This is a genomic window from Caldovatus sediminis, assembly GCF_014644455.1.
Lineage (GTDB): Bacteria > Pseudomonadota > Alphaproteobacteria > Acetobacterales > Acetobacteraceae > Caldovatus > Caldovatus sediminis.
Map to the genome: position 1 here is coordinate 137,869 of NZ_BMKS01000008.1, position 24,600 is coordinate 162,468.

At 73.2% G+C, this 24,600-nt stretch carries 32 protein-coding genes; 28 read left to right on the forward strand and 4 right to left on the reverse strand.

All coding sequences use genetic code 11. From position 1 onward, the window contains the following. The first annotated feature begins 4 nt into the window (after positions 1–4). The 10 genes from IEX99_RS22525 (at position 5) to IEX99_RS14170 (ending at position 9,167) form a co-directional block, all read left to right on the forward strand. The gene (locus tag IEX99_RS22525) at positions 5–379 is read left to right on the forward strand and encodes a DUF6511 domain-containing protein (RefSeq protein WP_229678034.1); all 375 of its coding nucleotides are present in this window, start codon (positions 5–7) and stop codon (positions 377–379) included. Continuing rightward, positions 379–1,140 (forward strand): hypothetical protein, encoded by a 762-nt coding sequence (locus IEX99_RS14130; protein ID WP_188901346.1) that lies wholly within the window; start codon positions 379–381, stop codon positions 1,138–1,140. The genes IEX99_RS22525 and IEX99_RS14130 overlap by 1 nt, the downstream gene beginning before the upstream one ends. Continuing rightward, the gene (locus IEX99_RS14135; RefSeq protein ID WP_229678035.1) at positions 1,101–3,533 is read left to right on the forward strand and encodes a phage/plasmid primase, P4 family; all 2,433 of its coding nucleotides are present in this window, start codon (positions 1,101–1,103) and stop codon (positions 3,531–3,533) included. Before IEX99_RS14130 ends, IEX99_RS14135 begins: the two co-directional genes overlap by 40 nt. 96 nt (positions 3,534–3,629) lie before the next feature. Continuing rightward, the gene (locus IEX99_RS14140; protein WP_456304529.1) at positions 3,630–4,151 is read left to right on the forward strand and encodes a hypothetical protein; all 522 of its coding nucleotides are present in this window, start codon (positions 3,630–3,632) and stop codon (positions 4,149–4,151) included. Then, positions 4,148–4,375 carry a hypothetical protein gene (locus IEX99_RS14145; protein WP_188901348.1) on the forward strand — a complete coding sequence of 76 codons (228 nt, stop codon included), beginning with the start codon at positions 4,148–4,150 and terminating at the stop codon, positions 4,373–4,375. Before IEX99_RS14140 ends, IEX99_RS14145 begins: the two co-directional genes overlap by 4 nt. Then, positions 4,365–4,910: a DUF6456 domain-containing protein gene (locus tag IEX99_RS14150; RefSeq protein WP_188901350.1), complete on the forward strand. Its 546-nt coding sequence runs from the start codon at positions 4,365–4,367 to the stop codon at positions 4,908–4,910. Before IEX99_RS14145 ends, IEX99_RS14150 begins: the two co-directional genes overlap by 11 nt. Positions 4,911–4,987: 77 nt before the next feature. After that, entirely contained in the window at positions 4,988–5,707 is a 720-nt protein-coding gene (locus IEX99_RS14155; protein ID WP_188901352.1) for a hypothetical protein, read from the forward strand. Beyond that, positions 5,704–6,129, forward strand: coding sequence for a PIN-like domain-containing protein (locus IEX99_RS14160; protein WP_188901355.1), 426 nt, complete (start codon positions 5,704–5,706; stop codon positions 6,127–6,129). The genes IEX99_RS14155 and IEX99_RS14160 overlap by 4 nt, the downstream gene beginning before the upstream one ends. 292 nt (positions 6,130–6,421) lie before the next feature. After that, positions 6,422–7,909 carry a site-specific DNA-methyltransferase gene (locus IEX99_RS14165; RefSeq protein ID WP_188901357.1) on the forward strand — a complete coding sequence of 496 codons (1,488 nt, stop codon included), beginning with the start codon at positions 6,422–6,424 and terminating at the stop codon, positions 7,907–7,909. Next, positions 7,899–9,167, forward strand: a complete 1,269-nt coding sequence (locus IEX99_RS14170) for a site-specific DNA-methyltransferase (RefSeq protein ID WP_188901359.1) — start codon at positions 7,899–7,901, stop codon at positions 9,165–9,167. Before IEX99_RS14165 ends, IEX99_RS14170 begins: the two co-directional genes overlap by 11 nt. Positions 9,168–9,186: 19 nt before the next feature. On the opposite strand, the gene IEX99_RS14175 is transcribed toward IEX99_RS14170, so the two are convergent. Both IEX99_RS14175 and IEX99_RS14180 read right to left on the reverse strand, forming a co-directional pair. Beyond that, positions 9,187–10,056 (reverse strand): DUF3489 domain-containing protein, encoded by an 870-nt coding sequence (locus tag IEX99_RS14175; protein WP_188901361.1) that lies wholly within the window; start codon positions 10,054–10,056, stop codon positions 9,187–9,189. Positions 10,057–10,153: 97 nt separating this feature from the next. Next, entirely contained in the window at positions 10,154–10,390 is a 237-nt protein-coding gene (locus IEX99_RS14180) for a hypothetical protein (protein ID WP_188901363.1), read from the reverse strand. A gap of 128 nt (positions 10,391–10,518) precedes the next feature. On the opposite strand from IEX99_RS14180, the gene IEX99_RS14185 reads away from it, so the two are divergent. The 16 genes from IEX99_RS14185 (at position 10,519) to IEX99_RS14255 (ending at position 23,204) form a co-directional block, all read left to right on the forward strand. Continuing rightward, on the forward strand, positions 10,519–11,109 hold the full coding sequence (locus IEX99_RS14185) for an elements of external origin (protein ID WP_188901364.1): 591 nt from the start codon (positions 10,519–10,521) through the stop codon (positions 11,107–11,109). Next, positions 11,109–14,159 carry a terminase gpA endonuclease subunit gene (locus tag IEX99_RS14190; RefSeq protein WP_373285201.1) on the forward strand — a complete coding sequence of 1,017 codons (3,051 nt, stop codon included), beginning with the start codon at positions 11,109–11,111 and terminating at the stop codon, positions 14,157–14,159. Before IEX99_RS14185 ends, IEX99_RS14190 begins: the two co-directional genes overlap by 1 nt. A gap of 14 nt (positions 14,160–14,173) precedes the next feature. Further along, positions 14,174–14,527 (forward strand): hypothetical protein, encoded by a 354-nt coding sequence (locus IEX99_RS14195; RefSeq protein ID WP_188901366.1) that lies wholly within the window; start codon positions 14,174–14,176, stop codon positions 14,525–14,527. Next, positions 14,524–15,132: a hypothetical protein gene (locus tag IEX99_RS14200; RefSeq protein WP_188901369.1), complete on the forward strand. Its 609-nt coding sequence runs from the start codon at positions 14,524–14,526 to the stop codon at positions 15,130–15,132. The genes IEX99_RS14195 and IEX99_RS14200 overlap by 4 nt, the downstream gene beginning before the upstream one ends. Continuing rightward, on the forward strand, positions 15,132–15,368 hold the full coding sequence (locus tag IEX99_RS14205; RefSeq protein ID WP_188901371.1) for a phage head-tail joining protein: 237 nt from the start codon (positions 15,132–15,134) through the stop codon (positions 15,366–15,368). The genes IEX99_RS14200 and IEX99_RS14205 overlap by 1 nt, the downstream gene beginning before the upstream one ends. Positions 15,369–15,376: 8 nt before the next feature. Then, the gene (locus tag IEX99_RS14210) at positions 15,377–16,846 is read left to right on the forward strand and encodes a phage portal protein (RefSeq protein ID WP_229678036.1); all 1,470 of its coding nucleotides are present in this window, start codon (positions 15,377–15,379) and stop codon (positions 16,844–16,846) included. A 49-nt stretch (positions 16,847–16,895) separates the two neighbouring features. Then, positions 16,896–18,977: a prohead protease/major capsid protein fusion protein gene (locus IEX99_RS14215; protein ID WP_188901373.1), complete on the forward strand. Its 2,082-nt coding sequence runs from the start codon at positions 16,896–16,898 to the stop codon at positions 18,975–18,977. A gap of 89 nt (positions 18,978–19,066) precedes the next feature. Continuing rightward, a complete protein-coding gene (locus IEX99_RS14220; protein WP_188901375.1) occupies positions 19,067–19,417 on the forward strand; it encodes a DUF2190 family protein in 351 nt (116 codons plus the stop codon). Beyond that, complete coding sequence (locus tag IEX99_RS14225) at positions 19,417–19,815, forward strand: M15 family metallopeptidase (RefSeq protein ID WP_188901377.1); 399 nt, start codon at positions 19,417–19,419, stop codon at positions 19,813–19,815. Before IEX99_RS14220 ends, IEX99_RS14225 begins: the two co-directional genes overlap by 1 nt. Continuing rightward, positions 19,812–20,204: a hypothetical protein gene (locus IEX99_RS14230; protein WP_188901379.1), complete on the forward strand. Its 393-nt coding sequence runs from the start codon at positions 19,812–19,814 to the stop codon at positions 20,202–20,204. The genes IEX99_RS14225 and IEX99_RS14230 overlap by 4 nt, the downstream gene beginning before the upstream one ends. Before the next feature lie 31 nt (positions 20,205–20,235). Continuing rightward, the gene (locus IEX99_RS22700; protein ID WP_268237492.1) at positions 20,236–20,370 is read left to right on the forward strand and encodes a hypothetical protein; all 135 of its coding nucleotides are present in this window, start codon (positions 20,236–20,238) and stop codon (positions 20,368–20,370) included. After that, entirely contained in the window at positions 20,367–20,675 is a 309-nt protein-coding gene (locus tag IEX99_RS14235) for a head-tail joining protein (RefSeq protein WP_188901382.1), read from the forward strand. Before IEX99_RS22700 ends, IEX99_RS14235 begins: the two co-directional genes overlap by 4 nt. Positions 20,676–20,688: 13 nt before the next feature. After that, entirely contained in the window at positions 20,689–21,009 is a 321-nt protein-coding gene (locus IEX99_RS14240) for a phage holin family protein (RefSeq protein ID WP_188901383.1), read from the forward strand. Continuing rightward, positions 21,006–21,770 carry a DUF6441 family protein gene (locus IEX99_RS14245; protein ID WP_188901385.1) on the forward strand — a complete coding sequence of 255 codons (765 nt, stop codon included), beginning with the start codon at positions 21,006–21,008 and terminating at the stop codon, positions 21,768–21,770. Before IEX99_RS14240 ends, IEX99_RS14245 begins: the two co-directional genes overlap by 4 nt. 2 nt (positions 21,771–21,772) lie before the next feature. After that, positions 21,773–22,213, forward strand: coding sequence for a hypothetical protein (locus tag IEX99_RS14250; protein ID WP_229678037.1), 441 nt, complete (start codon positions 21,773–21,775; stop codon positions 22,211–22,213). Between the two features lie 34 nt (positions 22,214–22,247). After that, positions 22,248–23,204, forward strand: a complete 957-nt coding sequence (locus tag IEX99_RS14255; RefSeq protein WP_188901390.1) for a phage tail tube protein — start codon at positions 22,248–22,250, stop codon at positions 23,202–23,204. Between the two features lie 3 nt (positions 23,205–23,207). On the opposite strand, the gene IEX99_RS14260 is transcribed toward IEX99_RS14255, so the two are convergent. Beyond that, positions 23,208–23,534: a type II toxin-antitoxin system RelE/ParE family toxin gene (locus IEX99_RS14260; RefSeq protein ID WP_141854901.1), complete on the reverse strand. Its 327-nt coding sequence runs from the start codon at positions 23,532–23,534 to the stop codon at positions 23,208–23,210. Positions 23,535–23,564: 30 nt separating this feature from the next. Then, on the reverse strand, positions 23,565–23,837 hold the full coding sequence (locus tag IEX99_RS14265; RefSeq protein WP_135470735.1) for a type II toxin-antitoxin system ParD family antitoxin: 273 nt from the start codon (positions 23,835–23,837) through the stop codon (positions 23,565–23,567). Positions 23,838–23,908: 71 nt separating this feature from the next. On the opposite strand from IEX99_RS14265, the gene IEX99_RS14270 reads away from it, so the two are divergent. Further along, entirely contained in the window at positions 23,909–24,286 is a 378-nt protein-coding gene (locus IEX99_RS14270; protein ID WP_141854903.1) for a hypothetical protein, read from the forward strand. 164 nt (positions 24,287–24,450) lie between these two features. Further along, a complete protein-coding gene (locus IEX99_RS14275; protein WP_188901392.1) occupies positions 24,451–24,600 on the forward strand; it encodes a hypothetical protein in 150 nt (49 codons plus the stop codon).

Sequence of the window (24,600 nt, forward strand, 5' to 3'; positions counted from 1 at the left end):
GACCATGTCCCTGGCGCCCGCGCCCCGCTCGCTCTGCGCCGTCTGCCGGCGGCCGGAGCGCGGCTTCGGCTGGTTCGACCCGATCTCCTCGAAGCCGCCGCGGCCTTCTGCGTCATTCTGCTCCATCACCTGCCAGGCGTGGTGGACGCTGTTGGCGAGGCGCTGCATCGCCATGGTTGACCTCACCGAGCAGGAGCGCGCCGCCCTCCGCGCCGCGATGCGCGCGATGGCCGAGGTGATGGCCGAGATCGGCTGGAGCACCGCGCTGAACGCGCTTTCGGAGCAGCAGGTGCTGACGCTGGCGGAGGTCGCGGTCGGCGCCTTCCAGGACGCGATGCGCGCCTCCGCCTCCCCCTCGTCGCCGGAGGTGCCGTTCTGATGGCGGAGCCCGGTCTCGACTTCAACCACCGCCCGAAGCCGCCGACGCCGGCGGAGGCGATCAACGCGCTGATCGACGCGGCCCTGGTGGCGGAGAACGGCACCCGGCCGCGCCGGGAGTACCTCGGCGGCTCCCGGCTCGGCGATCCCTGCGCGCGGCGGCTGCAGTACGAGCTCCTCGACGTCCCCCGCGACCCGGAGACCGCCTTCTCGGGCCAGACGCTGCGGATCTTCGCGGTGGGGCACGTCTTCGAGGACCTCGCCATCGGCTGGCTCCGCCGCGCCGGCTTCGACCTCCGCACCCGCAGCCGCGCCGGCGAGCAGTTCGGCTTCTCCGTCGCCGGCGGGCGCGTGCAGGGGCACATCGACGGCGTGGTCGTTGCGGTCCCCACACCGGCGCAGGGCGTGGTCGCCGTGCCGGCGCTGTGGGAGTGCAAGTCGGCCAACGCCCGGAACTGGAAGGAGATGGTCCGGCGCGGCGTCGCCGCGGCCAAGCCGATCTACGCGGCGCAAATCGCCCTCTACCAGGCGTATATGGGCCTGACCGACGCGCCGGCCCTGTTCACCGCGGTGAACAAGGACACCAGCGAGCTTTACCACGAGTTGGTGCCCTTCGACGGGGCGCTGGCCCAGGCCACCAGTGACAAGGCGGTGCGCGTCCTGCGGGCCTGCGACGCCGGCGAGTGGCTGCCGCGCGTCGCGGGCGAGCCCGAGCACCTCGAGTGCGTCCGCTGCCCCTGGCGCAGGCGGTGCTGGTCGTGAGCGCCGCCGAGGTGATGCCGCCCATGCCGGTCGCCCCCGATCCCGCGATGGTCGCGGCCTATGCCGACATGGTCTTCGGCTGGTGCGAGGGCTGGGTCGCGGTCCGCGCGCTGGCCGAGAAGGGTGGGCCCGACCGCGCGCCGCACACGCCCTTCCTGTCGGCCGATGCCGATCTGCCGGCGAAGCTCGCCGTGCAGGCGCAGTGGGCCGCCGAGGCGGGCATGGCGCTCTACGTCATCCCCGGCACGGTCGCCGCGCCCGGCCAGGCCAGCGCCGAGCACGTCACGCAGATGCAGGTGGTGCTGGTCGACCTGGACGGCGGTGACATCGCTGCAAAGCGAGCGCACCTCCTCCAGCACCTCGGCCCGCCCAGCCTCGAGGTCGCCTCGGGCGGCGTCACGCCGGAGGGGCAGGAGAAGCTCCACCTCTACTGGCGGCTGACCGAGCCGGCCACCGGCGAGGACCTGGCGACGGTGTGCCGGCTGCGCCACGCGATCGCCGCGAAGGTCGGCGGCGATCCGGCCTTCCGCTCGGCGCACCAGCCGATCCGCGTCGCCGGCTCCGTCCACGCGAAAGGTGGCCTGAAGCGCCTCGTGGCGATCCGCCCCGCCAGCGGTCCTGATCGCGACCTGACCGAATTCGCCGAGGCGGTGCTGGCGATGCCGCCACTGCCGGGGGTCGGGGCCGAGGCGGCGTCCGATGGCAGGGATGACCCGCTGGACTTCAACGGCGCGAGCGCCGGCCGCGGTGACGTCACCGAGCTCTTCGGCCAGCAGGTGCGCGAGGGCGGCGCCGATGGCGTCACCCGCTTCGAGGCCCTCTCCCGCATCATCGGCTACTGGATCCGCCGCCGCCAGGACGGCTTCGTCACCGCGGCCCAGGCCTGGCAGGAGATCCAGGACTACAACGCCGCCCGGATAACCCCGCCCTGGCCCGAGGACCGCTTGCGCCGGGAGGCGGAACGGCTGTGGCGCAGGGCAGAGGCGAGCCACGTCGGCCCGGACGCCGCCGACCTTGAACATGACGAAGGCGGCGGTGCCGGCTCCGGCGATGATGGCCTACTACCGATCGGCTTCACCGAGGACGCGCTCGCCGCCGAGTTCAGCGCCCTGCATGGCGAGGACTGGCGCCACGTCGCGGTCTGGGGCGCCTGGCTCACCTGGACCGGATGCCGCTGGGAGCGCGAGGGCACGCTGCGCGCCTTCGATCTGGCCCGCCGCGTCTGCCGCGCCGCCGCCAACCGCGCGAACAACGCCAGGGTCCGGACGAAGCTCTCACAGGCCTCGACGGTCGCCGCCGTCGAGCGCCTGGCGCGCGCCGATCGCCGCCACGCCACCACCCCCGAGGTCTGGGACTGCGACCCCTGGCTGCTCAACACCCCGACGGGCGTCGTGGATTTGCGCAGTGGCGCGCTCGCCCCGCACGACCGCGCCCTCGGCATGACCAGGATCACCGCCGCCGCGCCGGGCGGCGACTGCCCGGCCTGGCTCGCCTTCCTCGCTCAGGTGACGGGCGGCGACGCCGAGCTGCAGGCCTATCTCCGGAGGGTGGTCGGCTACGCGCTCACCGGCGTCACCACCGAGCACGCGCTGTTCTTCCTCTACGGCACCGGCGCGAACGGCAAGTCGGTCTTCGCCAACACGCTGACGGCCCTGCTCGGCGATTACGCCACGGTCGCGCCGATGGACATGTTCATGGCGACCACCGGCGATCGCCACCCGACCGACATGGCCGGGCTGCGCGGCGCCCGCATCGTCACCTCGATCGAGACCGAGCAGGGCAGCCGGTGGGCCGAGAGCAAGCTGAAGGCACTCACCGGCGGCGACCGCATCACCGCGCGCTTCATGCGACAGGACTTCTTCGAGTTCACCCCGCAGTTCAAGCTGCTGGTCGCGGGCAACCACAAGCCCTCCATCCGCAACGTCGACGAGGCGATGCGGCGGCGGCTGCACATGGTGCCGTTCACGATCACGATCCCTCCCGCCCGGCGCGACAAGCGGCTGCCGGAGCGGCTGCTGGCCGAGCGCGACGGCATCCTCGCCTGGGCGCTGCAGGGCTGTCTTGAGTGGCAGCGGGTCGGCCTCCGCCCCCCGGCGACCGTCCTGGCGGCCACCGACGAGTACTTCGAGGCCGAGGACGCCTTCGGGCGCTGGATCGAGGAGTGCTGCGAGCGTGGCAGCCAGCATTGCGAGGCGACCGCAGCGCTCTACGCGTCATGGAAGGCGTGGGCCGAGGCCAGCGGCGAGTTCGTCGGCTCGATCAAGCGCTTCTCGCAGACGCTCATCGCGCGCGGCTTCGCACCCCATCGCACCAGCACGCTCCGCTCCTTCATCGGGCTCCGTCTCCGCGAACCCATCGCGGGCGTCCCGTCCTCCAACAGCATGGAGTTCTGACCCATGGCACCACCGTCCCGGGCAGGGATGACCGGTTGTGACGGATTGACGCGTCACTCACCCATTGATGCTCCACGCGCGCGCGTGCGCGCGCACGTGACGGGGATTTCCGGAGCCAACGTCATTTGCGTCACGGGCGGCAGCAGGCCGACCCGAACCCTGCTCGCCCTCGACCTCGGCAGCACCCTCGGCTGGGCGGTGCGGCTGCCCGACGGCAGCATCACCTCCGGCACCGCCGCCTTCCGGCCCGGCCGCTTCGAGGGCGGTGGCATGGGCTGGCTGCGCTTCTGCCGGTGGCTCGACGACATGGCCGCCTCCGCCGGCCCGCTCGGCAGCGTCGTCTTCGAGGAGGTGCGGCGCCACGCCGGCACCACCGCCGCCCATGTCTATGGGGGTTTCCTCGCGCATCTGACCGCCTGGTGCGAAGGCGCCGGCGTCCCCTACCAGGGCGTTCCGGTCGGCACGATCAAGCGCTTCGCCACCGGCAAGGGCAATGCGCCGAAGGAGGCGGTGATCGCCGCCATGCGGGCCCGCGGCTTCGCCCCGCACGATGACAACGAGGCGGACGCGCTGGCCCTGCTGCTGTGGGCGATCGACGCCCGGGGCGGTGCCCAGTGAGGCTGCCCGGCGCGCCGGCGCTCCCGCGCTGTCCGCTTGGCCGCGAGCCGAGCCCCGCCAACGCCGCCGACCTCGAGGCCATGCGCCGGCGCGTCTGGCGCGAGCAGGGCGTCGTCGCCCTCCGCCTCGAGGACATCACCGATCCCCGGCTCCGCCAGGCCCTCACCAACGAAGCGATGCGGCGCTGGGGGCCGCGCAACGGAGGCACGCGCCATGGCCGCTAAGCGCAGGAAGAAGCCCCGCGTCCAGCAGGAGAGCCTCGGCACGCCGAGCAGGTGGCGGCTGCAGCATGGCGACTTCACCGAACCCGTGCGCGAGGCCGATCCGGAAACCGGCACGCCGGTCCTGCACCGCCGTGCCATCGACACGCTGGGCCTGATGCTCGCCAACGGCACCATCACCCAGGAAATGCACGATGCGGGCGCGGTATTCCGGCGGCAGTTCCGTGCGGCTGCGCTGGATGGGCTGCGGGGTGCGGCCCTGGTCCGCCTTTCGGCCGCGACGGGCGAAACGATGACCGAGCGGCAGGTCCAGGCCCGTCGCCAAGTCGCCGCTGCACTGGACGTGCTGGGCGGCCAGGGCGGGGCGGCAGGTAGCTGCGTCTGGCACGTCGTCGGCCTCGAGTACTCGGTCCGCGAGTGGGCCATGCGACGGGGGTGGGGCGGAAGGTCCGTGCCAGCGAGCCAAGCCCAGGGGATGCTGGTCGCTGCACTGGCCGTTCTGGCGGCCCACTATGGTCTGATCCCGCACCGAATTTGAGGCGCCTCTGGGACCCGAAGCCATCGATTCACGTTTCAGCGGATGCATGGTAGTCAGGGGGTAGGAAGGAGGACTGTGTGAACGCCATCCCCGCATCGCTTGGAATCTACAGTGTGCAGGATGCGGCCCGGTTGACGGGGGTGCCGCCGCGCCAGATCCGTGGCTGGCTGCTGGGGTATGCCCAGCGAAAGGGCAAGGCGCCTGCCGGGCCTGTACTCCGTCGTCAGCATGAACTGCGTGCTGGTGAGTTGGCGCTGGGCTTTCTCGATCTTCTTGAAGTCGCGTTCCTCGGCCGGCTCGTGCGCGCAGCCGAGGCCCAGGGACGCGCCCCCAGCTGGAAGGCAATTCGTACCGCTGCCGAGACGGCGAGGCGGGTGCTGAACACCGACCATCCGTTTGCGGTGCGGCGCATCCACACGGACGGCAAGCGGATCTTCGCAGAGGCGCAGCAGGCCACGGGAGATCGTGCACTCTATGATCTCGTCGGCGACAACTTCGCCATCTACGATGTCGTGGTCGACAGCTTTGTCGCGAGCGTAGAGTACGAGGAGGATACGCCGCGACGCTGGACACCAGATAGCCGCTTTGACCGAATCGTTGTGGATCCACGGCGCGCTTTCGGTAGGCCTGTTGAGGCAACGAGTGGAGCACCCGCCGAGGCGCTCTTCGATGCCTGGCGCGCAGAGAAGGGCAACGCGGCGAAGGTCGCCGCCTTCTACGGGACCGATGCGGCCGGCGTGCAGCAGGCCGTGCGCTTCACCCTGGGTGCTGATGCTCCATTGCCGATGGCCGCGTGAGGATTGCGTTCGACGAAAACACACCGCGTGTAGTTGCTCACGCGGTCAAGCTCATCGCAGAAGCCGAGATGGCTGGCTCGACAGAGCCGCTTGAAGTCGTTCACGCCCACGACCTCGTGGCGCGTGGGACGTTTGACGTGCCGCTGATCCAGCAGGTTGCCGATGGCACGCACAGGCGTGCTGCCTTAATCACCAGCGACAAATCGATGCGCACACGACAGCACGAGCGTGCTGCCTTCACTGACACCGGCTGCATCGGCATCGTTCTCCGAGGGGGCTGGAACCATGCGTCGATGTGGGAACGCGCTCGATATTCGCTGTTGTGGTGGACGACCTGGATGGAGGCTGTCGCGTCGTCTGCACCGGGTGTGCTCTGGCAGTGCCCATGGTCGACGAAGCCGAAGGCGCTGCAACGCTTCTGATCTGCGCGCACGTAGAAGAAGGAACCGCAGCGAAAGAATGTCGCGTTGCCCACTGAAACTCGCGTGGGCTACTCTTCGGACACTCGTTGAATTGCGCGCGCGCCACGGCTGAACAGCCACTCCACGGGGCGATGGCGACCGTGGCTCGCGAGCCGCAGGGTCCTTCCTGGGCCTGGCGTATGCGGGGGGCGGAAGCGCGCGAGGTTCCTAGCGTCAGCCCCGTTTTCCAGGTTGCCAGCGCCGCCCGGTTGCCAGCCGCGGCGCCCTCCGTTCCACCCTCACGCAGGTGCCGATGCCCCAGGCCCCATGGGCCGCGAGCGCCGTCGAGGCGCGCGCGGTCGCCGCGCTGCTGCCCTATGCCGGCAATGCGCGCACGCATTCGCCCGAGCAGGTGGCGCAGATCGCGGCCAGCATCCTCGAGTTCGGCTTCGTCGCGCCGGTGCTGGTGGACGAGCGCGGCGAGCTCATCGCCGGCCACGGCCGGCTGCTGGCGGCGCAGTCCCTCGGCCTCGCCACGGTCCCGACGATCGTCCGCGCCGGCCTCACCGAGGCGCAGAAGGCCGCCTATCGGCTGGCCGACAACCGCATCGCGCTGAACGCCGGCTGGGACGAGGCGCTGCTCGCCGCTGAGGTGGCGAAGCTGCGGGAGGCAGGCGGCATCGACCTGGCGCTGACCGGCTTCGACGGCGCGGAGATCGAGCGGCTGCTCGCCGGGCTGGAGGCGGTGGCCACCGAGCCTGGCAACGGGGCGGTTGCCAGCCCGGCGGTTGCCACCGGCAACCCGCCAGACGAGGGGGTGGGGGAGGGCGAGGCGGCCGAGGACCCGGCCGACGCCGAGCCCGTGCCGCCGCGCCAGGCGGTCACCCGCCCGGGCGACCTCTGGCTGCTTGGCGCGCACCGGCTGCTCTGCGGCGACAGCACCCATGCTGCCTCGGTCGCCCGCGTGATGGAGACGGAGCGCGCGGCGCTGCTCTTCACCTCGCCGCCCTACGGGAACCAGCGAGACTACACCACCGGCGGCGTCTCGGATTGGGATGCGCTGATGCAGGGCGTGTTCCAGCATCTCGACGCCGCGCTCCGCCACGATGGCCAGGTGCTGGTGAACCTCGGCCTGATCCACCGCGAGGGGGAATGGCAGCCCTACTGGCAGGGCTGGCTCGACGGGATGCGGGCGCAGGGCTGGCGGCGCTTCGCCCTCTACGCCTGGGACCAGGGGCCCGGCCTGCCGGGGGACTGGAACGGCCGCCTCGCGCCGGCCTTCGAGCTGGTCTTCCACTTCAACCGCGAGGCGCGGCAGGCGAACAAGATCGTCCCCTGCAAATGGGCCGGCACGCCGAACAAGGGCAGCGGCCTGCGCGCCGCCGACGGCGAGGTGAAGGCCTACACCCACATCGGCCTGCCCGTGCAGGAGATGCGCATCCCCGACAGCGTGCTGCGCATCACGCGGCATAAGGGGCGGGGGATCGAGACCGAGCACCCGGCGGTGTTCCCCGTCGCCCTGCCCGAGTTCCTGATGCGCGCCTACACGGACGAGGGCGACACCGTGTTCGAGCCGTTCGGCGGCTCCGGCACGACCATCCTGGCGGGGCAGCGCACTGGGCGGCGCGTCTGCGCCATCGAGCTTGCTCCTGCCTATGTCGACCTGGCGATTGCCCGCTGGCGGATGCTGCATCCCGCACTGCCGGTGACGCTGGCCGACGACGGGCGCGATTACGACGCCGTCGCCGCGGCGCGTGCGGGCGACGCCGTCCAGGCGGGGGAGGCGGCGCATGCTGCCTGATCTGCGCGTGGAGCGGCTGCCGGTCGCCTCGCTCGTCCCCTATGCGGCGAATGCGCGGCAGCACCCGCCCGAGCAGGTGGCGCAGCTGGCCGCCTCGATCGGCGAGTTCGGCTTCACCGTGCCGGTGCTGGTGGACGATGCGGGTGTGCTGATCGCCGGCCACGGCCGCATCCTGGCCGCCAGGGCGCTCGGCCTCGTGGAGGTCCCGGCGATCCGCCTGTCGCATCTGACCGAGGCGCAGGCGCGGGCCTATCGGCTGGCGGACAACCAGCTGGCGCTGACCTCGACCTGGGACGAGGCGCTGCTCGCCGCCGAGCTGCGCGCGCTGCGCACGGAGGAGTTCGACCTCGGGCTGCTCGGCTTTGATGGCGCCGCGCTGGACCGGCTGCTCGCCGAGGCGACGGCGGAGGCGCCGGCGGTGGGCGGTGGCGATCCCGACGCGCCGGCGCCGGAGCCGCCGGCGGTCCCGGTCACCCGCCCCGGTGACCTCTGGCTGATGGGGCCGCACCGGCTGCTCTGCGGCGACGCCACCAGCGCGGCCGACGTCGCCCGGCTGCTGGACGGTGCGCGGCCGCACCTGATGATCACGGACCCGCCCTACGGCGTGAACTACGACCCCGAGTGGCGGAAGGAGGCCGGCGTCTCGGCCACGATGCGCACCGGCAAGGTGGCCAACGACGACCGCGCCGACTGGCGCGAGGCCTGGGCGCTGTTCCCCGGCGACGTGGCCTATGTCTGGCACGCCGGCGTGCATGCGCGCACCGTGATCGAGAGCCTCGAGGCGGCCGGCTTCGTGGTGCGCAGCCAGATCGTCTGGGCGAAGTCGCGCTTCGTGCTGGGGCGCGGCGACTACCATTGGCAGCACGAGCCCTGCCTCTACGCGGTACGCAAGGGCGCGACCGGCCACTGGCAGGGCGCGCGCGACCAGGCGACGCTCTGGCCGATCAGCACGGGCGGCGACGAGGACGCGGCGACGGTGCACGGCACGCAGAAGCCGGTCGAGTGTATGCGCCGGCCGATCGTCAACAACAGCGCGCCCGGGGACGGGGTCTACGAGCCATTCTCTGGCAGCGGCAGCACCATCATCGCGGCGGAGACCACCGGACGCGTCTGCTTCGCGATGGAGATCGACCCGCGCTATGTCGATGTCGCGGTGCGGCGCTGGCAGGCATTCACTGGCCGTGCGGCCGTGCTGGGCGGGGAGGATCGGGTCTTCGACGACATCGCCGCCGCCCGCGGCATGCAGACGGCGGCGTGATCCGAGTATCTGGCGCGCGTCAGCCCGGCAGGTGGTAGATCGTGAAGGAGCCCTTCGCGCCCTCCTTGTTCGGGCCGACCTGGCGGACCCGCTCCAGCACCTCGACCGCGATCCCCTGGCGCTTCTTCAGCCCGGCGAAGAAGCCGCGCACCGTGTGCGGCGCCCAGCCGGTGGCCTCGGCGATCTGGGCAACGGTGGCGCCCTCCGGGCGGCGGAGCATCGCCAGCACCTGCGCCTGCTTGGTGCCCTCGCGCGGCTTGCGCGGTGCGGCCGGATCGCGGGCCTCGCGGCCCGGCCTGACCAGGATCCCGCGCAGCGCCTCGATGGCGTCGGCCAGGTGGTCGCGCTGGCTGGCCTCATCGTCCCAGGCATCCAGCACCCGCTGCGCGGCGTCGCGCAGGCTGATGCGGCGCGCCGGCGGCGTGGTCAGCGCCTCGTCCGGGAGGGCCAGGTCTTCCGCCAGGGACGCGGTCTGGGCCGTCTCGGCGTCCTCCGCGGGAGCATCCTCCGGCGCGGTGTCCTCCCCACCGAGCGGCGCCCTGTCCGCCACCGGCGCGGCAGCCTCGGCGGTGGCGCGGCGCTCGGCGTTGCGGCGCAGGATCGCGGCCTCGCTCTGCTCGTCCTCCTCTGCCGGCGTGGCCGGCTCGACGCCGATGGCGCGCAGCCCCTCGTCAGCGATCTTGAGCAGGACGCTGTCGCCGTCCACTGTCCAGAGGGCGACCGCATCGTGGGCGGGGCGGTGCACCGCGATGACCAGGTCGTGCTTCAGCAGCGCCTTGGCGACCGCCTGCCGCGCCGCGGCCGGCAGCCGCTCGGGCGGGTAGGCCAGGCCATCGGGGCGCTGGCTCGCCTGGCTGAGGATGATGCGCTGGGTGTCGGTCAGCTTCATCGTCGGGGTCTCCGGTTCGGCACCCGACCAGCCGGGTGCTACCACCCCGAGCCCCGCCGGCGCGCGCCGGTCGGGGCGGTGCGGGAGCCGCCTCGCGTCAGGGGGCGTACTCGCCCCGCCGGAAGTGCTGGTCCGCGATCTCCTTCAGCTTCGCGGTGGCATCCGTGAGCCAGGCGGTCTCGCCCCAGAGCACCGCCTCCGGGTCGGCCCCGAAGTGGTCCGCGCTGGCCTGCTGCAGTTCGGCGAGCAGGGCGTCGAACTCCGCCTTCTTCGCCAGGAAGGCCGCGAGGCTCCTCTCCTGGTTGCGGGCAGCGCGGGCTGCGCGGTCGGTCATCGTGGTCTCCGTCCTCCGGTGCAGGGCGATCCCCTGCGCGTGACGGAGCATTCGCGCTGCGGCGGGGGCTGAGCCAAGCGCCATCGGCGCTTCGTTGATTGCTTTCTTCGAGGGATCTCGATCACATCATGATCGCCGCCGCGCAGCCGGGCCGCGTGGCCTCGCAGCGCGAGCTGGCGCGGCGGCTCGGCGTCTCCCACACGGCGCTGCAGAAGGCGCAGCGCGCCGGCCGCATCGCGCCCGAACCGGACGGCGCCTGGGACGTCGAGAAGGTCCGCACCCGGCTGGCCGAGAGCAGCGACCCGGCGCGCAAGACCGCCGCTATGGCCGCGCCGCCAACGGCTCCGGCAGCACCGCGTCCGATGGTGTCGCCGCACCAGCCTGTGGTGGCCCCGCCGCCCGCGCCCGATCCTCTGCCGCGCGCTGCCCAAAACACCTTCCACGACGCCCGCACCGCGAACGAGGTGCTCAAGGCGCAGGAGCGGCGGCTCCGGCTCGACGAACGCAGAGGCAGGCTGGTCGACAAGGCCCGCGCCCTGCTGCTGGTGCACCGCCTCGCCAAGGAGGAGCGCGACGCCATCCTGGCCTGGCCGGCCCGCGTCGCCGCCGAGATGGCCGCCGAGCTCGGCGTCGACGCCCACCGGCTGCAGACCATGATGGACCAGCGGCTGCGCGCGCATCTCGCCGCGCGGCACGATGTCCGGGTGCAGGTGTCGTGATGGCGGGCGAGCATCTCTTGGAGGAGCTCGGCCGCTTCGAGGGTGACGCCGAGATCCTGCAGGCCTGGCGCGACGGCATGGCGCCGGAGCCGGCGCTGCTGGTCTCGGAGTGGGCCGACCGGCACCGCGTGCTCGGCAGCCGCGGCTCCGCCGAGCCCGGGCCGTGGCGCACCGCGCGCACGCCCTATCTGCGCGAGATCATGGACGCGCTGTCGCCGGCGCATCCGGCGCGGCGGGTGGTGTTCATGAAGGGGGCCCAGGTCGGCGGGCCGCTCGCGCTGGACACGGCCATCCCCACGGCCGAGGGCTGGGCCACGATGGGCGCGCTCGTGGTCGGCGACACCCTGTTCGACGAAGCCGGACGCCCGTGCCGGGTCACCGGCGTGTCGCCGATCATGATCGGCCGCGACTGCTACGGCGTCACCTTCGACGACGGCACGCGCATCGTCTGCGATGGTGACCATCGCTGGCCCGTCTGGGACTTCACGGACGCCGAACGTCCCGTCCGGCGCACCCTCCACACGCGCGACATGGTCGGGCGGACGCAGCTCGGCGGGGGCAAGCGGCGGCGCTACGCGGTCGATTGCTGTCAGCCCGTCGAGCTGCCGGACCAGGACCTGCTGATCCATCCCTACGTCCTCGGCGTGTGGCTCGGCGACGGTTCGGCGACGATGAACCACATCAGCGTCCACGAGGAGGACGCGGAGGTCGCCGACCATCTGCGCGCCTGCGGGGTCGATGCCATTTTCCGGCTGCCGGCGTGGCGCAAGGGGCGCTGCGGCAACATCGTCATCGATCCGACCTTCCGGCTCGTGGACGACGGCGTCACGCCCGCCCGCATCCAGCACCGCTCGCGCTTCACGATGCGGCTGCGCATGCTCGACGTGCTGGAGAACAAGCATGTCCCGGCGGCTTACCTGCGAGCCAGCCGCGCGCAGCGGCTCGAGCTGATCCGCGGCCTGATGGACTCGGACGGCACCATCTCGCCGGACGGCAAGCGCTGCGAGTTCAGCAACACCGACCCCGGCCTGATCGAGGGCATGGTCGAGCTGCTGCGCAGCCTCGGCTACAAGCCGACGATCTACCGGGTAGCCTCGAGGCAGAAGGTCATCAACGGCACCGATCGCGCGTGCCTCGGCTATTCGCGCGTATCCTGGACCGCCTACCGCGAGGAGCCGATGTTTCGGTTGTCTCGCAAGGTCGCGCGGATGCGTTCGGTGGAGCGCGGCCGGCCGCTCAAGAGCCGACGGCGCCGCATCGTCAGCATCGAGCCGGTCGAGAGTGTGCCCGTCCGGTGCATCGAGGTGGACTCGCCCAGCCACCTTTATCTTTGCGGCGAAGGCTGGATCCCGACGCACAACACCGAGTGCGGCAACAACTGGATCGGCTACGTCATCCACCACGCGCCGGGGCCGATGCTGGCGGTGCAGCCCACCACGGAGCTGGCGAAGCGCTTCTCGGACCAGCGCATCGACCCGCTGGTCGAGGAGACGCCGGCGATCCGCGAGCGGGTGGCGCCGGCCCGCTCGCGCGATTCCGGCAATCGCCAGCTCTCGAAGGAGTTCCCCGGGGGGCAGCTGGTGATGACCGGCGCCAACAGCGCGGTCGGCCTCCGCTCCATGTCGGCGCGGTTCCTGTTCCTCGACGAGATCGACGCCTATCCCGGCGACGTCGAGGGCGAAGGGGATCCGATCGCGCTGGCCGAGGCGCGGGCGCGCACCTTCGGCTGGCGGCGCAAGATGCTGCTGGTCTCGACGCCCACCATTGCCGGCCTGTCGCGCATCGAGCGCGAGTACCTGGCCACCGACCAGCGCCGCTACTTCGTGCCCTGCCCGCACTGCGGGGCGATGCAGTGGCTGCGCTTCGAGCGGCTGGTCTGGAACGAGGGGGCGCCCGACACTGCGCGCTATCTCTGCGAGGCCTGCGACGCCCCGATCGGTGAGCAGCACAAGGCGACGATGCTGGCGGCCGGCGAGTGGCGGGCCACCGCCACGGCGACGGACCCGCACGCGATCGGCTTCCACATCTCGGCGCTCTACTCGCCGCCGGGCTGGATGCCGTGGTCGGAGATCGCCCGGCTCTGGCTCGCCGCGCAGGGCGACGACCGCGCGATCAAGACCTTCCGCAACACCGTGCTCGGGGAGACCTGGCAGGAGGCCGGCGAGGCGCCGGACTGGCGGCGGCTCTACGACCGCCGGGAGCACTGGCCGGTGGGGAGCGTCCCCGCCGACGGGCTGCTGCTGACCGCCGGCGTGGACGTGCAGCGCGACCGGCTCGAGGCCAGCATCTGGGCCTGGGGGCAGGACCGGCAGTCCTGGCTGGTGGAGCACCGGGTGCTGGCGGGGAACCCGTTCGAGGCGGCGGTCTGGGACGAGTTGCGGCAGCTGCTGGGCGAGACCTGGCGGCATGCCAGCGGGCACCGCCTCCCCATTGCCATGGCGGCGATCGACAGCGGCGACGGCATGACCACCGCGGAGGTCTACGCCTTCGTGCGCCGCGCCGGGTCGGGCCGGGCCATCGCGGTCAAGGGCCAGGACGGGCTGCGCGCCGCGGTCGGCCAGCCGGCGGCGACGGAGGTGCGGCGGCAGGGGCGCAAGCTCGGCGGGCTCAAGGTCTGGCCGGTCGGCTCGTCCTTCCTCAAGGCGGAGACCTATGGCTGGCTGAAGCTCGACCGGCCGACGGAGGAGAGCGGCGAGCCGTTCCCGCCGGGCTACGTGCATCTGCCGGTGCACGCCGCGGGCGAGGAGTTCTGCCGCCAGCTCACGGCCGAGCAGCTGGTGGCGCGCGCCGGCCGCAACGGCTTCCGCCGCCTCGAGTGGGTCAAGACCAGGGAGCGCAACGAAGCCCTGGACTGCCGGGTCTACGCCCGCGCCGCCGCGGCGGCGCTCGGCATGGACGGCTGGGGCGAGGGCCGCTGGGCGCGGCTGGCGGACGCGCTGTCGCTGCCGGCGGCGGAGCCGACGCCACCCACGACGCCGGATGCGCCGGCGCCTGTCGCCACCCGACCCCGCGGCTGGCTGCCATCGCACGGCAATCGCTGGCTGCGCTGATCCTGGAGCTAGACATGACCGCGATCGTGCCCGTGCGCACCAGCATCGCCGCCGGCCAGGCGCTGAGCGGCCCTGTCGCCAGCGTCGGCTACGGCGTCTGCCTGCTGCTGCTCCCCGCCGCCTGGACCGACGCCCCGCTGACCCTGCAGGGCGCGATGGACGAGGGCGAGCCCGCCGCCTGGGCGGACCTCCACGACCACCTCGGCAACGAGGTGGTGCTGACCGTCGCCGCCGGCCGCGCGCTCACCCTGCCGCCCACCCTGCTGCTCGGCTGGCGCTGGTTGCGGCTGCGCTCCGGCCTCGCCGCTGCGCCGGTGAACCAGGTGGCGGAGCGCCTTCTCACCCTCGGCATCCGGCCGCTCGCATGACCGCGCTGTTCCAGCACCACCTGCCGCCCAGCCCGGCGATGCTGCCCTACGTCTCGGGCCGGTTCTACGCCTCGCAGCACGCGCGCGCGGTGGGCGGGGCGGTCGCGATGACGGCGAACCGGCTGTACTGCGTGCCCTACGTGCTGGCGCGGCCCGGGCTGTTCTCGGCCACGGCTGTCAGTGTGACGACGGGCGCGGCCGGACTCCTGCGTATGGCGCTCGCGGCGGACAATGGTGCCGGGCGGCCGGGCGCGCTGATCGAGGAGCCGCTGGCGGACGCCGACACCACCTCCGCCGGCAGCGCGCTCTGCCCCTTCGCGCAGCCGCGCTGGATCCCGGCCGGGATCTGGTGGCTGCTGCTGTGCTTCTCGGGCGCGCCCTCGGTGCGCGGCACCAGCACCCAGGCCTTCAGCGGAGGGAACACCCTGCTGCTCGGCTCCGCCGCGGCGGACGGCGGCGCCGGCGGCGGCACGACGGGGAGCGAGAACGGGTTCTTCGCGCCGCTGACGCACCAGGCCGGCGTGCCGATCATGCCGAACCCGCCGAGCGGGCTGTCCTATCTGGTCAACGCGGCGGCGCCGCTGCCGACGCTCCGGGCCGCGTGATGGATCCCGCCGTCCTGGCCTGGGCGCTGGCGCAGCCGGCGGGCAGCCGTGCGGCCACCCTCGCGGCCGCCTACACCGGCGGCACGACGCGCGTCACCTTCGACGGGCGCACGGTCGAGTACCGCAGCCTCGACGAACTCGGGCGGGCGCTCGCGGCGCTGCATGGGGCGGAGAACAGCGCCGCGCGGCGGCCCTCGGTCACGCTCGCCAGCTTCGCGCGCGGGGGTGGCGCGTGATCGAGCGGATGATCCGAGCCTGGCGGGCCTTCCGCGGCTATGCCGCCGCGCAGGACCACCGTGCCTCGACCTGGGCGCCCTCCGGCGGCAGCGCCAATGCCGAGGTCGGCATGGCCGCCGCCACGGTGGCGCGTCGGGCCCGCGACGCGGTCCGCAACGACCCCTACGCCAGCCGCATCGTCGATCTCTGGACTGGCAACGCGGTCGGCGCCGGCATCACCACCCGCTGGCCGGATGACGCGCATGGCCGCGCCTGGCAGCGCTGGGCGGAGAGCGCCGCCTGCGACGCCGAGGGGCGGCTCGACCTCTACGGCCTGCAGGCGCTGGCCATGCGGGCGGTGGTCGAGAGCGGGGAATGCTTCGTCCGCTTCCTGCCGGCGCCGCCGTCGTCGGCCAATCCCATCGGCCTGCGCCTGCAGGTGCTGGAGGCGGACCACCTCGACACCGCCCGCAACGGCATGGTGGAGGGCGCGCCGACCATCCAGGGGATCGCCCTTGGCGAGGCGGGCGAGCCGATCGGCTACTGGCTGTTCCCGACCCATCCGGGCGCCTGGATGCTGCCCGGCGCCGGCATGGCGAGCGTGCGCATCCCGGCGGGCGACGTGCTGCACGTCTACCGCAAGCGCCGCCCCGGCCAGCTGCGCGACGTCTCCTGGCTGGCGCCGGTGCTGACCCGGCTGCGCGACCTCGGCGACTACGAGGCCGCCCTGCTGATGAAGGCCAAGATCGAGGCCTGCCTCGCCGCAGTGGTCACCGAGGAGGGCGAGGAGGCGCTGACCGGCGCCGCCGCCGGGCTGCTGCGCGACGCCCAGGGCCGCGCGGTCGAGAGCTTCGAGCCCGGCATGATCCTCTACCGCCGCGGCATGGGATCGGTGGAAGTGGTGAACCCCTCGGGGGGCGGGTCGCACGCGGCCTTCGCCCGCAGGGCGTTGGAGGCGGCGGCGGTGGGCGCCGGCCTGACCTACGATCAGGTCTCCGGTGACCTGACGCAGGCGAACTACTCCTCTCTGCGTGCCGGCAAGATCGAATTCCGCCGGCTCTGCGAGCAGGTGCAGTACGGCATGCTGATCCCGATGCTGGTGCGCTCGATCGCCGAGCGCTTCCACCGGCAGGGCGCGCTGCTCGGGCTCTGGGGCGCGGAGATGCCGGACGGCGTCAGCCACGTCCCGCCGGCGCACGAGATGATCGACCCGCTCAAGGACACCACTGCCCTGATCGCCCAGGTCAGGGCCGGCTTCGTGCCGCAGCCCGAGGCGGCCGGCGCCTTCGGCTACGACTTCCGGGCCGCGGTGGAGATGATCCGCGAGGCCAACGCGCTGCTCGACGAGGCCGGCCTCGCGCTCGACACCGACCCGCGCCGGGTCGCGAAGTCCGGCGCGGCGCAGGACGCCGCCCAGATGGCCGCGGTCGAGATCGCCGCCACCGGCGCGGCTGCGCCACCGCGCGTGCCGACCGAACCTGCGTCGGGCCAGGGCTGAGCGCGCCCTATCCACAGATCATCCCGGCCTTTTCCCCAGGGATATCCACATGATCGACACCACTGAGCCAGGCGGCAGCGATGCCGCGCCGGAGCCTGCTGCTGCGCCCACCGCAGCGGACCTTCCGCTCGTCGCGCAGCGTGCCATCACCGCGCCTGCCACCGTCGATCGTGCCGCGCGCACCGTCGAGGTGGTGTGGTCCACCGGCGCCCGCGCCCGCAACTTCGTCCCGGCCCTCGGCCTGATCACCGAGGAGCTGGAGATGTCGCCGAACGCGGTGCGCATGGACGCGCTGCGCTCCGGCCGCGCCCCGGTGCTCGACACCCACCGCCGCAGCGGCGCACGCGACGTGCTCGGCCGCGTCACCGCCGCCCGCCTCGAGCGCGGACGCGGCTATGCCACCCTGCAGTTCAGCACGGCCGCGGACGTCGAGCCGGTCTGGCAGCGTATCGCCGACGGCACGCTGCGGGCGGTGAGCGTCGGCTATCGCGTGCACCGCTACGAGCCGCGGCCCGACGCCGCGACCGGCGAGACCGTCCACCGCGCGGTGGATTGGGAGCCCTTCGAGATCTCTGTCGTGCCCGTTCCGGTGGACCGGGACGCCAGTGTGCGTGGTGAGGCGCCGCAGGGCGCGCCCGCCGTCGCGATCGAGCCTGCCCTGCCCGACGAGGACCCACCCATGCCCGAGACGACGCCGGAGACCCCAGCCGCCCCGGCGCCGTCCGCGCCGCCCACCCCGCCCCAGGAGCCGACTGTGACCACCACGCCCGAGCCGACCCGCGTCGCACCCGCACCGGCCGTGCCGGCGCCCAATCTCGACGCGGTTCGTGCCGAGGCCCAGCGCGCCGAGCGCGAGCGCATCGCCGGCATCGACGCCGCGGTGGAGGCCGCCCGCGCCCTACTGCCGCCTGAGCGCATCACGCCGATCCGCGCCGAGGCCATCGCCCAGGGCTGGACGGGGGACCAGGCCCGGCGCGCCCTGTTCGACGCCCTCGTCGCCCAGGGCCCGCGCCCGTCCATTCCCGCCCGCCCCGAGACCGGCCCGAGCCACGACGATCCGGCGCAGCTCCTCGACGCCATGGCCGAGGCGCTCGCCGCCCGCGCCATGCCCAGCTACCAGCCGCAGGGCAACGGCCGCCACGCCGAGTTCCTCGGCTGGCGCCCATCCGACATGCTGCGCGAACTGCTCGCCCGCCGCGGCGAGCGCAACCCGCCGCGCAACCCGACGCTGCTCGCCGAGCGCGCCTTCCACACCGGCTCCGACTTCCCGCTGCTGCTCGCGGCCGCGGCCAACAAGATGCTGCTCGCCGCCTATCAGCCGGCGCAGCCGACCTACCGCCAGATCTTCCTCCGGCGCGATTTTCGGGACTTCAAGCCGCACCGCCACCTCCGCATCGGCGACTTCCCGACCCTGCTGCCGCTCGCCGAGAACGGCGAGATCCAGGTCGGCACCATGTCCGAGAGCCAGGAGATCGTGCTGCTGCAGACCTTCGCGCGGCGTGTGCGTGTCACGCGCCAGATGCTGGTCAACGACGACCTCGGCGCCTTCACCGACTTCGCCAGCATGATTGGGCGGCGGGTGGCCGAGTTCGAGAACGCCACCGCCTACAACCTGCTCAACAGCGCCAACGGCGACGGCCCGACGCTCGCCACCGGCAGCGCGCCCGTCTTCGCGACCGGCGCCGCGCGGGCCAACAAGGCCGGCACCGGAACGCCGCTCGACACCGCGACCATCGGCGCCGGCCGCGCCGCCATCATGAAGCAGCGCACGCTCGACGGCCTGCCGATCTCGATCGGCCAGACCATGCGGCTGCTGGTCGGGCCGAACCTCGAGCTCGCCGCCCGCCAGGCGACCGTGGTCGTGCAGGCGAGCGAGACGGCCAAAGCCAACGTCTTTGCCGGCTTCGTGCAGCCGGTGGTCGAGCCGCTGATCCCGGCCAACCGCTGGTACCTGTTCTCCGACCCGGTTGCGGCGCCGGTCTACGTCTACGGCTACCTGAACGGCGCCGAGGGGCCGCAGGTCACCACCGGTCCGGTGCAGGGCGCGGACGGCGTCGAGGTCAGCGTGATCTTCGACTTCGGCGTCGGCGCCATCGACTGGCGCGGCGCCTGGTTCAACCCGGGGACCTGATCCCTCCGACTCCAGCAACCCATCCGCCTCGCGCCCGGGCGCCGCCGGACTTCCGGTCGGCGCCCTGCGCGCTTCCAGGAGACCCGCCCATGCGCAACTGCCTCCGCCCCGACGCGCGCTCCATCCCGATGGTGGTGCCCTATGCGGGCGGCATCCTCTCCGGCCAGGGCCTGCTGGTCGGCGCCTTCTTCGGGGTGGCGGCCACCGACGCCGCCCAGAACGCCTCCGTCGAGTGCGAGACCCGCGGCGAGTTCGAGCTGCCGAAGGAACCGGCGCTGGCCATCACCCAGGGCGCGCGGGTGTTCTGGGACGATGCCAACCGCCGCATCACCACCACCGCCACCGGCAACGTCCAGGTCGGCCTCTGCACCGTCGCCGCGCTCGCCGCCGACGCCACGGTCCGCGTGATGCTGGAGCGCGTCCCGGCCTCGGGGACGTAATGGCCGCGCTCCTGCCGCGCGACCGCGCGCGCCTCGAGGGCGTGCACCGCAACCTGGTGCGCGTCGTCGAACGGGCCCGGCAGGCGGTGCCCTTCATCGTGACGGAGGGGCTGCGCTCGCGCGAGCGCCAGGCGCGGCTGGTCGCGATCGGGGCGTCGCGCACCATGGACAGCCGGCATCTCACCGGCCATGCCGTCGACCTGGCCTACTGGCTGGACGACGGCGACGGCGCGCCGGAGCAGGGCGAGATCCGCTGGGACTGGGGCCTGTACGAGCAGCTCGGTGCCGCCATGAAGGCCGCGGCCAAGGAGGTCGGCGTGCCGCTCGTCTGGGGCGGCGACTGGACCGCCTTCCGCGACGGGCCGCACTTCGAGCTCGACCGCAAGGCGTACCCGTGACCGGCGCGGCGATGCTCGCACTGCTGGGCCGCCATGCGCTGCCGATCGGTCTGGCGGCGGCCTTCGCCATGACGGCGCTGGCCGCCTGGCACTTCCGCAGCCAGCGCGACGCCGCCCGCCCCGATGCCGCGACGGCCACGCGTACCGCCAAGGCGAACGCGGCGGCGCTGGCCCAGGCCACCGCCGAGCACGCCCGCCACATCGCCGCACTGAGCGGCGAGGCCGAGCGCGCCCGCGCCCGTGCCGCGCGCCTCGGCGCCGACCTGGAGGCCCTCCGCCGTGACCCGAGCCATGCCGCCGGCGCTGCCCCTGTGCTGCGCGCTGCTGTCGAGCGCCTGCGCGCCGGCCGCGGCGCCGGAGATCCGGCTGCTGCCGCTCCGCCTCCCTGACGCGCTGCTGGTCTGCGCCGCGGCGCCGGCCTTGCCGGCCGCGGAGTGGCTGACCCAGGGCCAGGCGGCGGAGCTGCTGCTCGCCTACGACGCGGCCCATGCCGATTGCGCCTGGCGCCTCGCGGCGGTGCGACGGCTCAACGCCGCGGACGGAGCCCAGCGGTGAACGCCTTCGCCGACGCGATGGCCGCCCTGGTCGCCGACCCGAACCTCGGCGCCGAGGCCGTCTACCGGCAGGGCGGCACCGGCCCTGCAGTTGCGGTCCGCGTCCTGCGGTCTTCGCCCGACCGCGTGGCCGATGCCTTCGGCACCGAAATCCTCTCGGCCACCGACATCCTCTCCGTCGCCATCGCGCAGCTCCCCGACCTCGCCGCCGGCGACCGCTTCGCCCTCGGCCCCGACCTGCTCACCGTCAGCCACGCCGAGCGCGACGCCGCCGGCACCGTCTGGCGCGTCCTCTGCCAGCGATAGGAGCCCGCCCGCCATGCCGCAGAACGCCCTCAGCCTCCTGGAGATGCTGCGCGACCTGCTGCTCGGCGCCGCGGCCGGCCTCGCCGGGGGCTTCGTGCGCTGGAACAACCCCGAGCGCCGCCGCTTCGGCTGGTGCCTCGCCTGGGAGGTGCCCTCCGCCGCCCTGGTCGGCAGCGCCGGCTATGCGCTCGGGGGCTTCCTCGAGTTCAACGAGTACGGCCGGTTCCTCTTCGCCTTCGTGTTCGGCTACCTCGGCCAGGCGGCGCTGCACGACCTCGCGGTGGCGATCATCCGGCACCGCACCAGCCTGCCGCCGGGCGGCGGCACGCCGTGAGGCTCGCTGCCACCATCCTCGGCGACCTGCGCCAGGTGCTCGCCGCCGAGGTCCGCGCCGGCGAGCGCGCGGCGATGCAGGCGATCCGCGCCGAGACCGAGCAGGTCAAGCAGGAGCTCCGCCAGCAGGTGACCAGCAGCTTCGGCGGCAACGCGCGGGGGATCGCCAATGCCTGGCGCTCGCAGGTCTTTCCCCGCTCAGGGCAGTCGCTCCGCCCCGCCGGCCTGGTTTGGACCAAGGTGCCGAACGTCATCGATGCCTTCGAGCGCGGGGCGCTGATCCGCGCCCGGAGCGGGACGTACCTCGCCATCCCGACCGGCTTCAACGCAGCGCGCGGGCGCCGCGGCCGCGGCGAGAAGGGCCTGCGTGTGACGCCGGCGCAGATGGTCGCCTCCGGCCAGGGCTTCCTCCGCCCTTTCAGGTCTGGGCGGGGCTTCGTGTGGTGCCTGCCGCTACGATCGGGTTCCCATCGCGGCGACGCCGCGATGGGGTCCCGTCAGGGCGAGCAGACCGGACGGCGCCGCCGCATCCGGCTGATCGCCGGCGGTCTCGCCGAGATCGGCACCGGCAACCGCAAGGGGCGCGAGGCCTGGGCGCGCGAGATGCTCGCGCGGGGGATGGTGCCGATGTTTCTCCTGCTCCCGCAGGTGAAGCTCGCCAAGCGGCTCGATGTGAAGGGTGCCGCCGAACGCGGCCTGCGCCGGCTGCCGGAACGCTTCGTGGCGGCCTGGGAGCGCGAGAGCGGGAGGCAGGCACCATGAGCATGCGTGAGACCGCGATCACGGCGCTGCACAGCTGTCTGGCGGCAGCGCTCGCCACCCGCAGTCCCGCCCCGCTGGTGCTGCGCGGCGAGACCGTGCCGCAGCGCCTGCCGCCGGGCGGGCTGGTCGTCATTCGCGATGGCGAGACCGTCGAGGAGACGGCGATCCTGTCGCCGCTTGCCTGGGCCATCGAGCATCGCACCGAGGTCGAGGTCATCGTCGGCGGAGCGACGCCCGCGGCTCGCAATGCCCTGCTTGACGCTCTGCTGGTTGACCTCGCCGCCGCCATCACCGCCGACCACAGTCTCGACGGTGCGGTGGAATGGGCGCAGCCTGGCGCGCCCGGCTTCGAGGATGTCGAGCTCGAGGGTGCGGCGGCCGCCCGCGCCGCCTCGGTCCCCGTCGCGCTGTTCTTCACCGTCGCCGGCTCGCCGCTGGCCTGACGCCTCTCCCTCCCGCTGATCCCGGAGACCCCCGATGCCCCGTGCCATCGGCGCCAATTGCCGCCTGCTCATGATCCCCGAGGCGACCTACGGCACCGCGCCCGCGGGCGACTGGCGGCGCATGCCCTTCCTCTCCTGCGACCTCGGCGCCGAGCAGCCGCTGCTCGACGCCGACGTCATCGGCGTGGGCTCCAGCCGCGATCCGGCCGCGCCCTTCCTCGACACCGTCACCGTCCAGGGCCAGGCGGTGGTGCCGGTGGACCTCGTCAACATCGGCCACTGGCTCCGCCTGCTGCTGGGGCCGCCGACCACCACCGGCACCAGCCCGAACTTCGTCCATACCTTCGGGTCGGGCGCCGCGGCGCTGCCCTCCAACAGCATCGAGATCGGCTACCCCGACGTGCCCTCCTACGATCTCTGCACCGGGGTGCGCGCCGACACGCTGGAGATCGACTTCTCGCCCAGCGGGCCGGCCACCGCGACCTTCGGACTGATGGGGCAGGGCTCGACGCGCGGCACCGCGAGCGCGGGCGGCACGCCGACCAGCGCCGCCTACACCGCCTTCCACAAGGCGCAGGGGGCGATCAGCCGCAACGGCGCCGCGCTCGCCCAGGTGACCGGCGCGCGGCTGACCTACGCCAACGGCATGGAGATGGTGCGCACCATCCGCGCCGACCGCAAGGTGGAGGGTGTGGACCCCGGCATCGCGCGCGCCACCGGCCAGATCACCGCGCGCTTCGCGGACACCACGCTGCTCACCCAGGCACAGGACAACGAGCCGGCGGAGTTCGCCTTCGCATACATGATCGACGCCAACCGCAGCCTGACCATCACCCTGCACGAGGTCTACCTGGCCCTCGCCAAGACCCCGGTCGAGGGGCCGGCCGGCGTCGAGGCGAGCTTCGCGTTCCGCGCCGCCTTCAACGCCACCGCGACGCGCATGATGACCGTGGTGCTCAGGAACCAGCAGCAGGCGAGCGAGTATGCGTGAGGATCACGCGCCGCCGAGCAGGTCACGCAGCAGCTCCTGCAGGTCGCGCGCGCCATGCAGGACCCGCAGGATGCGCGGCGGCGTCGCCGTCGCCCGATAGACGATCACGTAGGGGAAGTCCGGGACGACCAGGAAGCGCACCTCCTCGGGCGCCAGGGCGGGGCGGACGACCCCGATCCGCGGATAGGCCCCGATCCGGACGGCAGCCGCAACGACCTGCTCGCGCAGGCGGCGGGCCGCGGCGGGATTGTCGGTGGCGATGAACGCCGCCGCCTCGGCAAGGTCACGACGCGCCTGCGCCGAGAGGATCGCCGGGCGCTTACCGCCCATCGGGCGTTGCCCGAAGGCTGCCGGTCGGGCTCAGCGGGCCTGCTCCCGCGCCCGCCTGGCTTCCGCCTCGGCGATGATCGCGTCCATCTCCTCCGCGACCTGCTCGACCTCGAACCACCCGGTCTCGTCGGCCTCGCGCTCCGCCGCCTCGAGCATGCGCACGAAGGCCGCGCGCTTCTCCTCCTGCGCCTGCAGCAGCCGCAGCGCGGCGCGCATCACTTCGCTGACGTTGCCGTAACGGCCCGAGGCGACACAGGCTTCGGCGAAGCCTTCGAGCTCCGGCGTCAGGCTGACATTCGGCATCCCGCCCTCCTGTCCCTCTTCATGTCAGACTTTGACATGGCGGCTGCCCACTTCAAGTCCGGAGACCGCCCATGCTCACCCTCGACCTCCCCATCGAGCCGTACTGGCTCGACCTGCCGCGCGGCGTGCGCGTCGAGATCCGGCCGGTGACCACGGCCGTGATGGCCGCAGCCCAGGCCGCCGCTTCGCGCCGGCTGGCCGCGATCCGCATCGCCGATCCGGACCTCGACCCCGACATGGCGCGCGGCCTGTCCTTCGCCTTCCTCGTCAAGGCGCTGGCCCGCCACGCCGTCACCGCCTGGGAGGGCGTGGGCGACGCCGCCGGCAAGCCGCTGCCGCTCTCGCCCGAGGCGGTGGAGCGGCTGATGGACCTCGACGACATCGCCGCCGCCTTCTGGGATCGCGCCACCGCGCCGGTCGCCGCGGTGGCCGCCGAGGGAAACGGCTAAGGGCCCGCGCCGCCTGGCACTTCGGGCGCGGGTCCGAATACTGCCGCGGTTGCGCGGCCCTTAGGCGCGACTGTGGCGCCCTTTGCCCCTACGCCGCCCACGCCCCCGCGAGCGTCGAGGGCGCCGCCGTATGGGCCGCAGGAACGGCCTGCGCCGAGGCCACGATGGGCGGGCTGAGCCTCGATATCGGCGGCGCGCTCGCCGCCGCGCGCGACCTCGGCGCGTCCGGCTGGGCCGCCGCCGAACTGCTGCTTGCCATCCGCATCGGCATGGCCGAGGGCAGCGCCGCCCGCCGCGAGGGGGAGACGACCTGA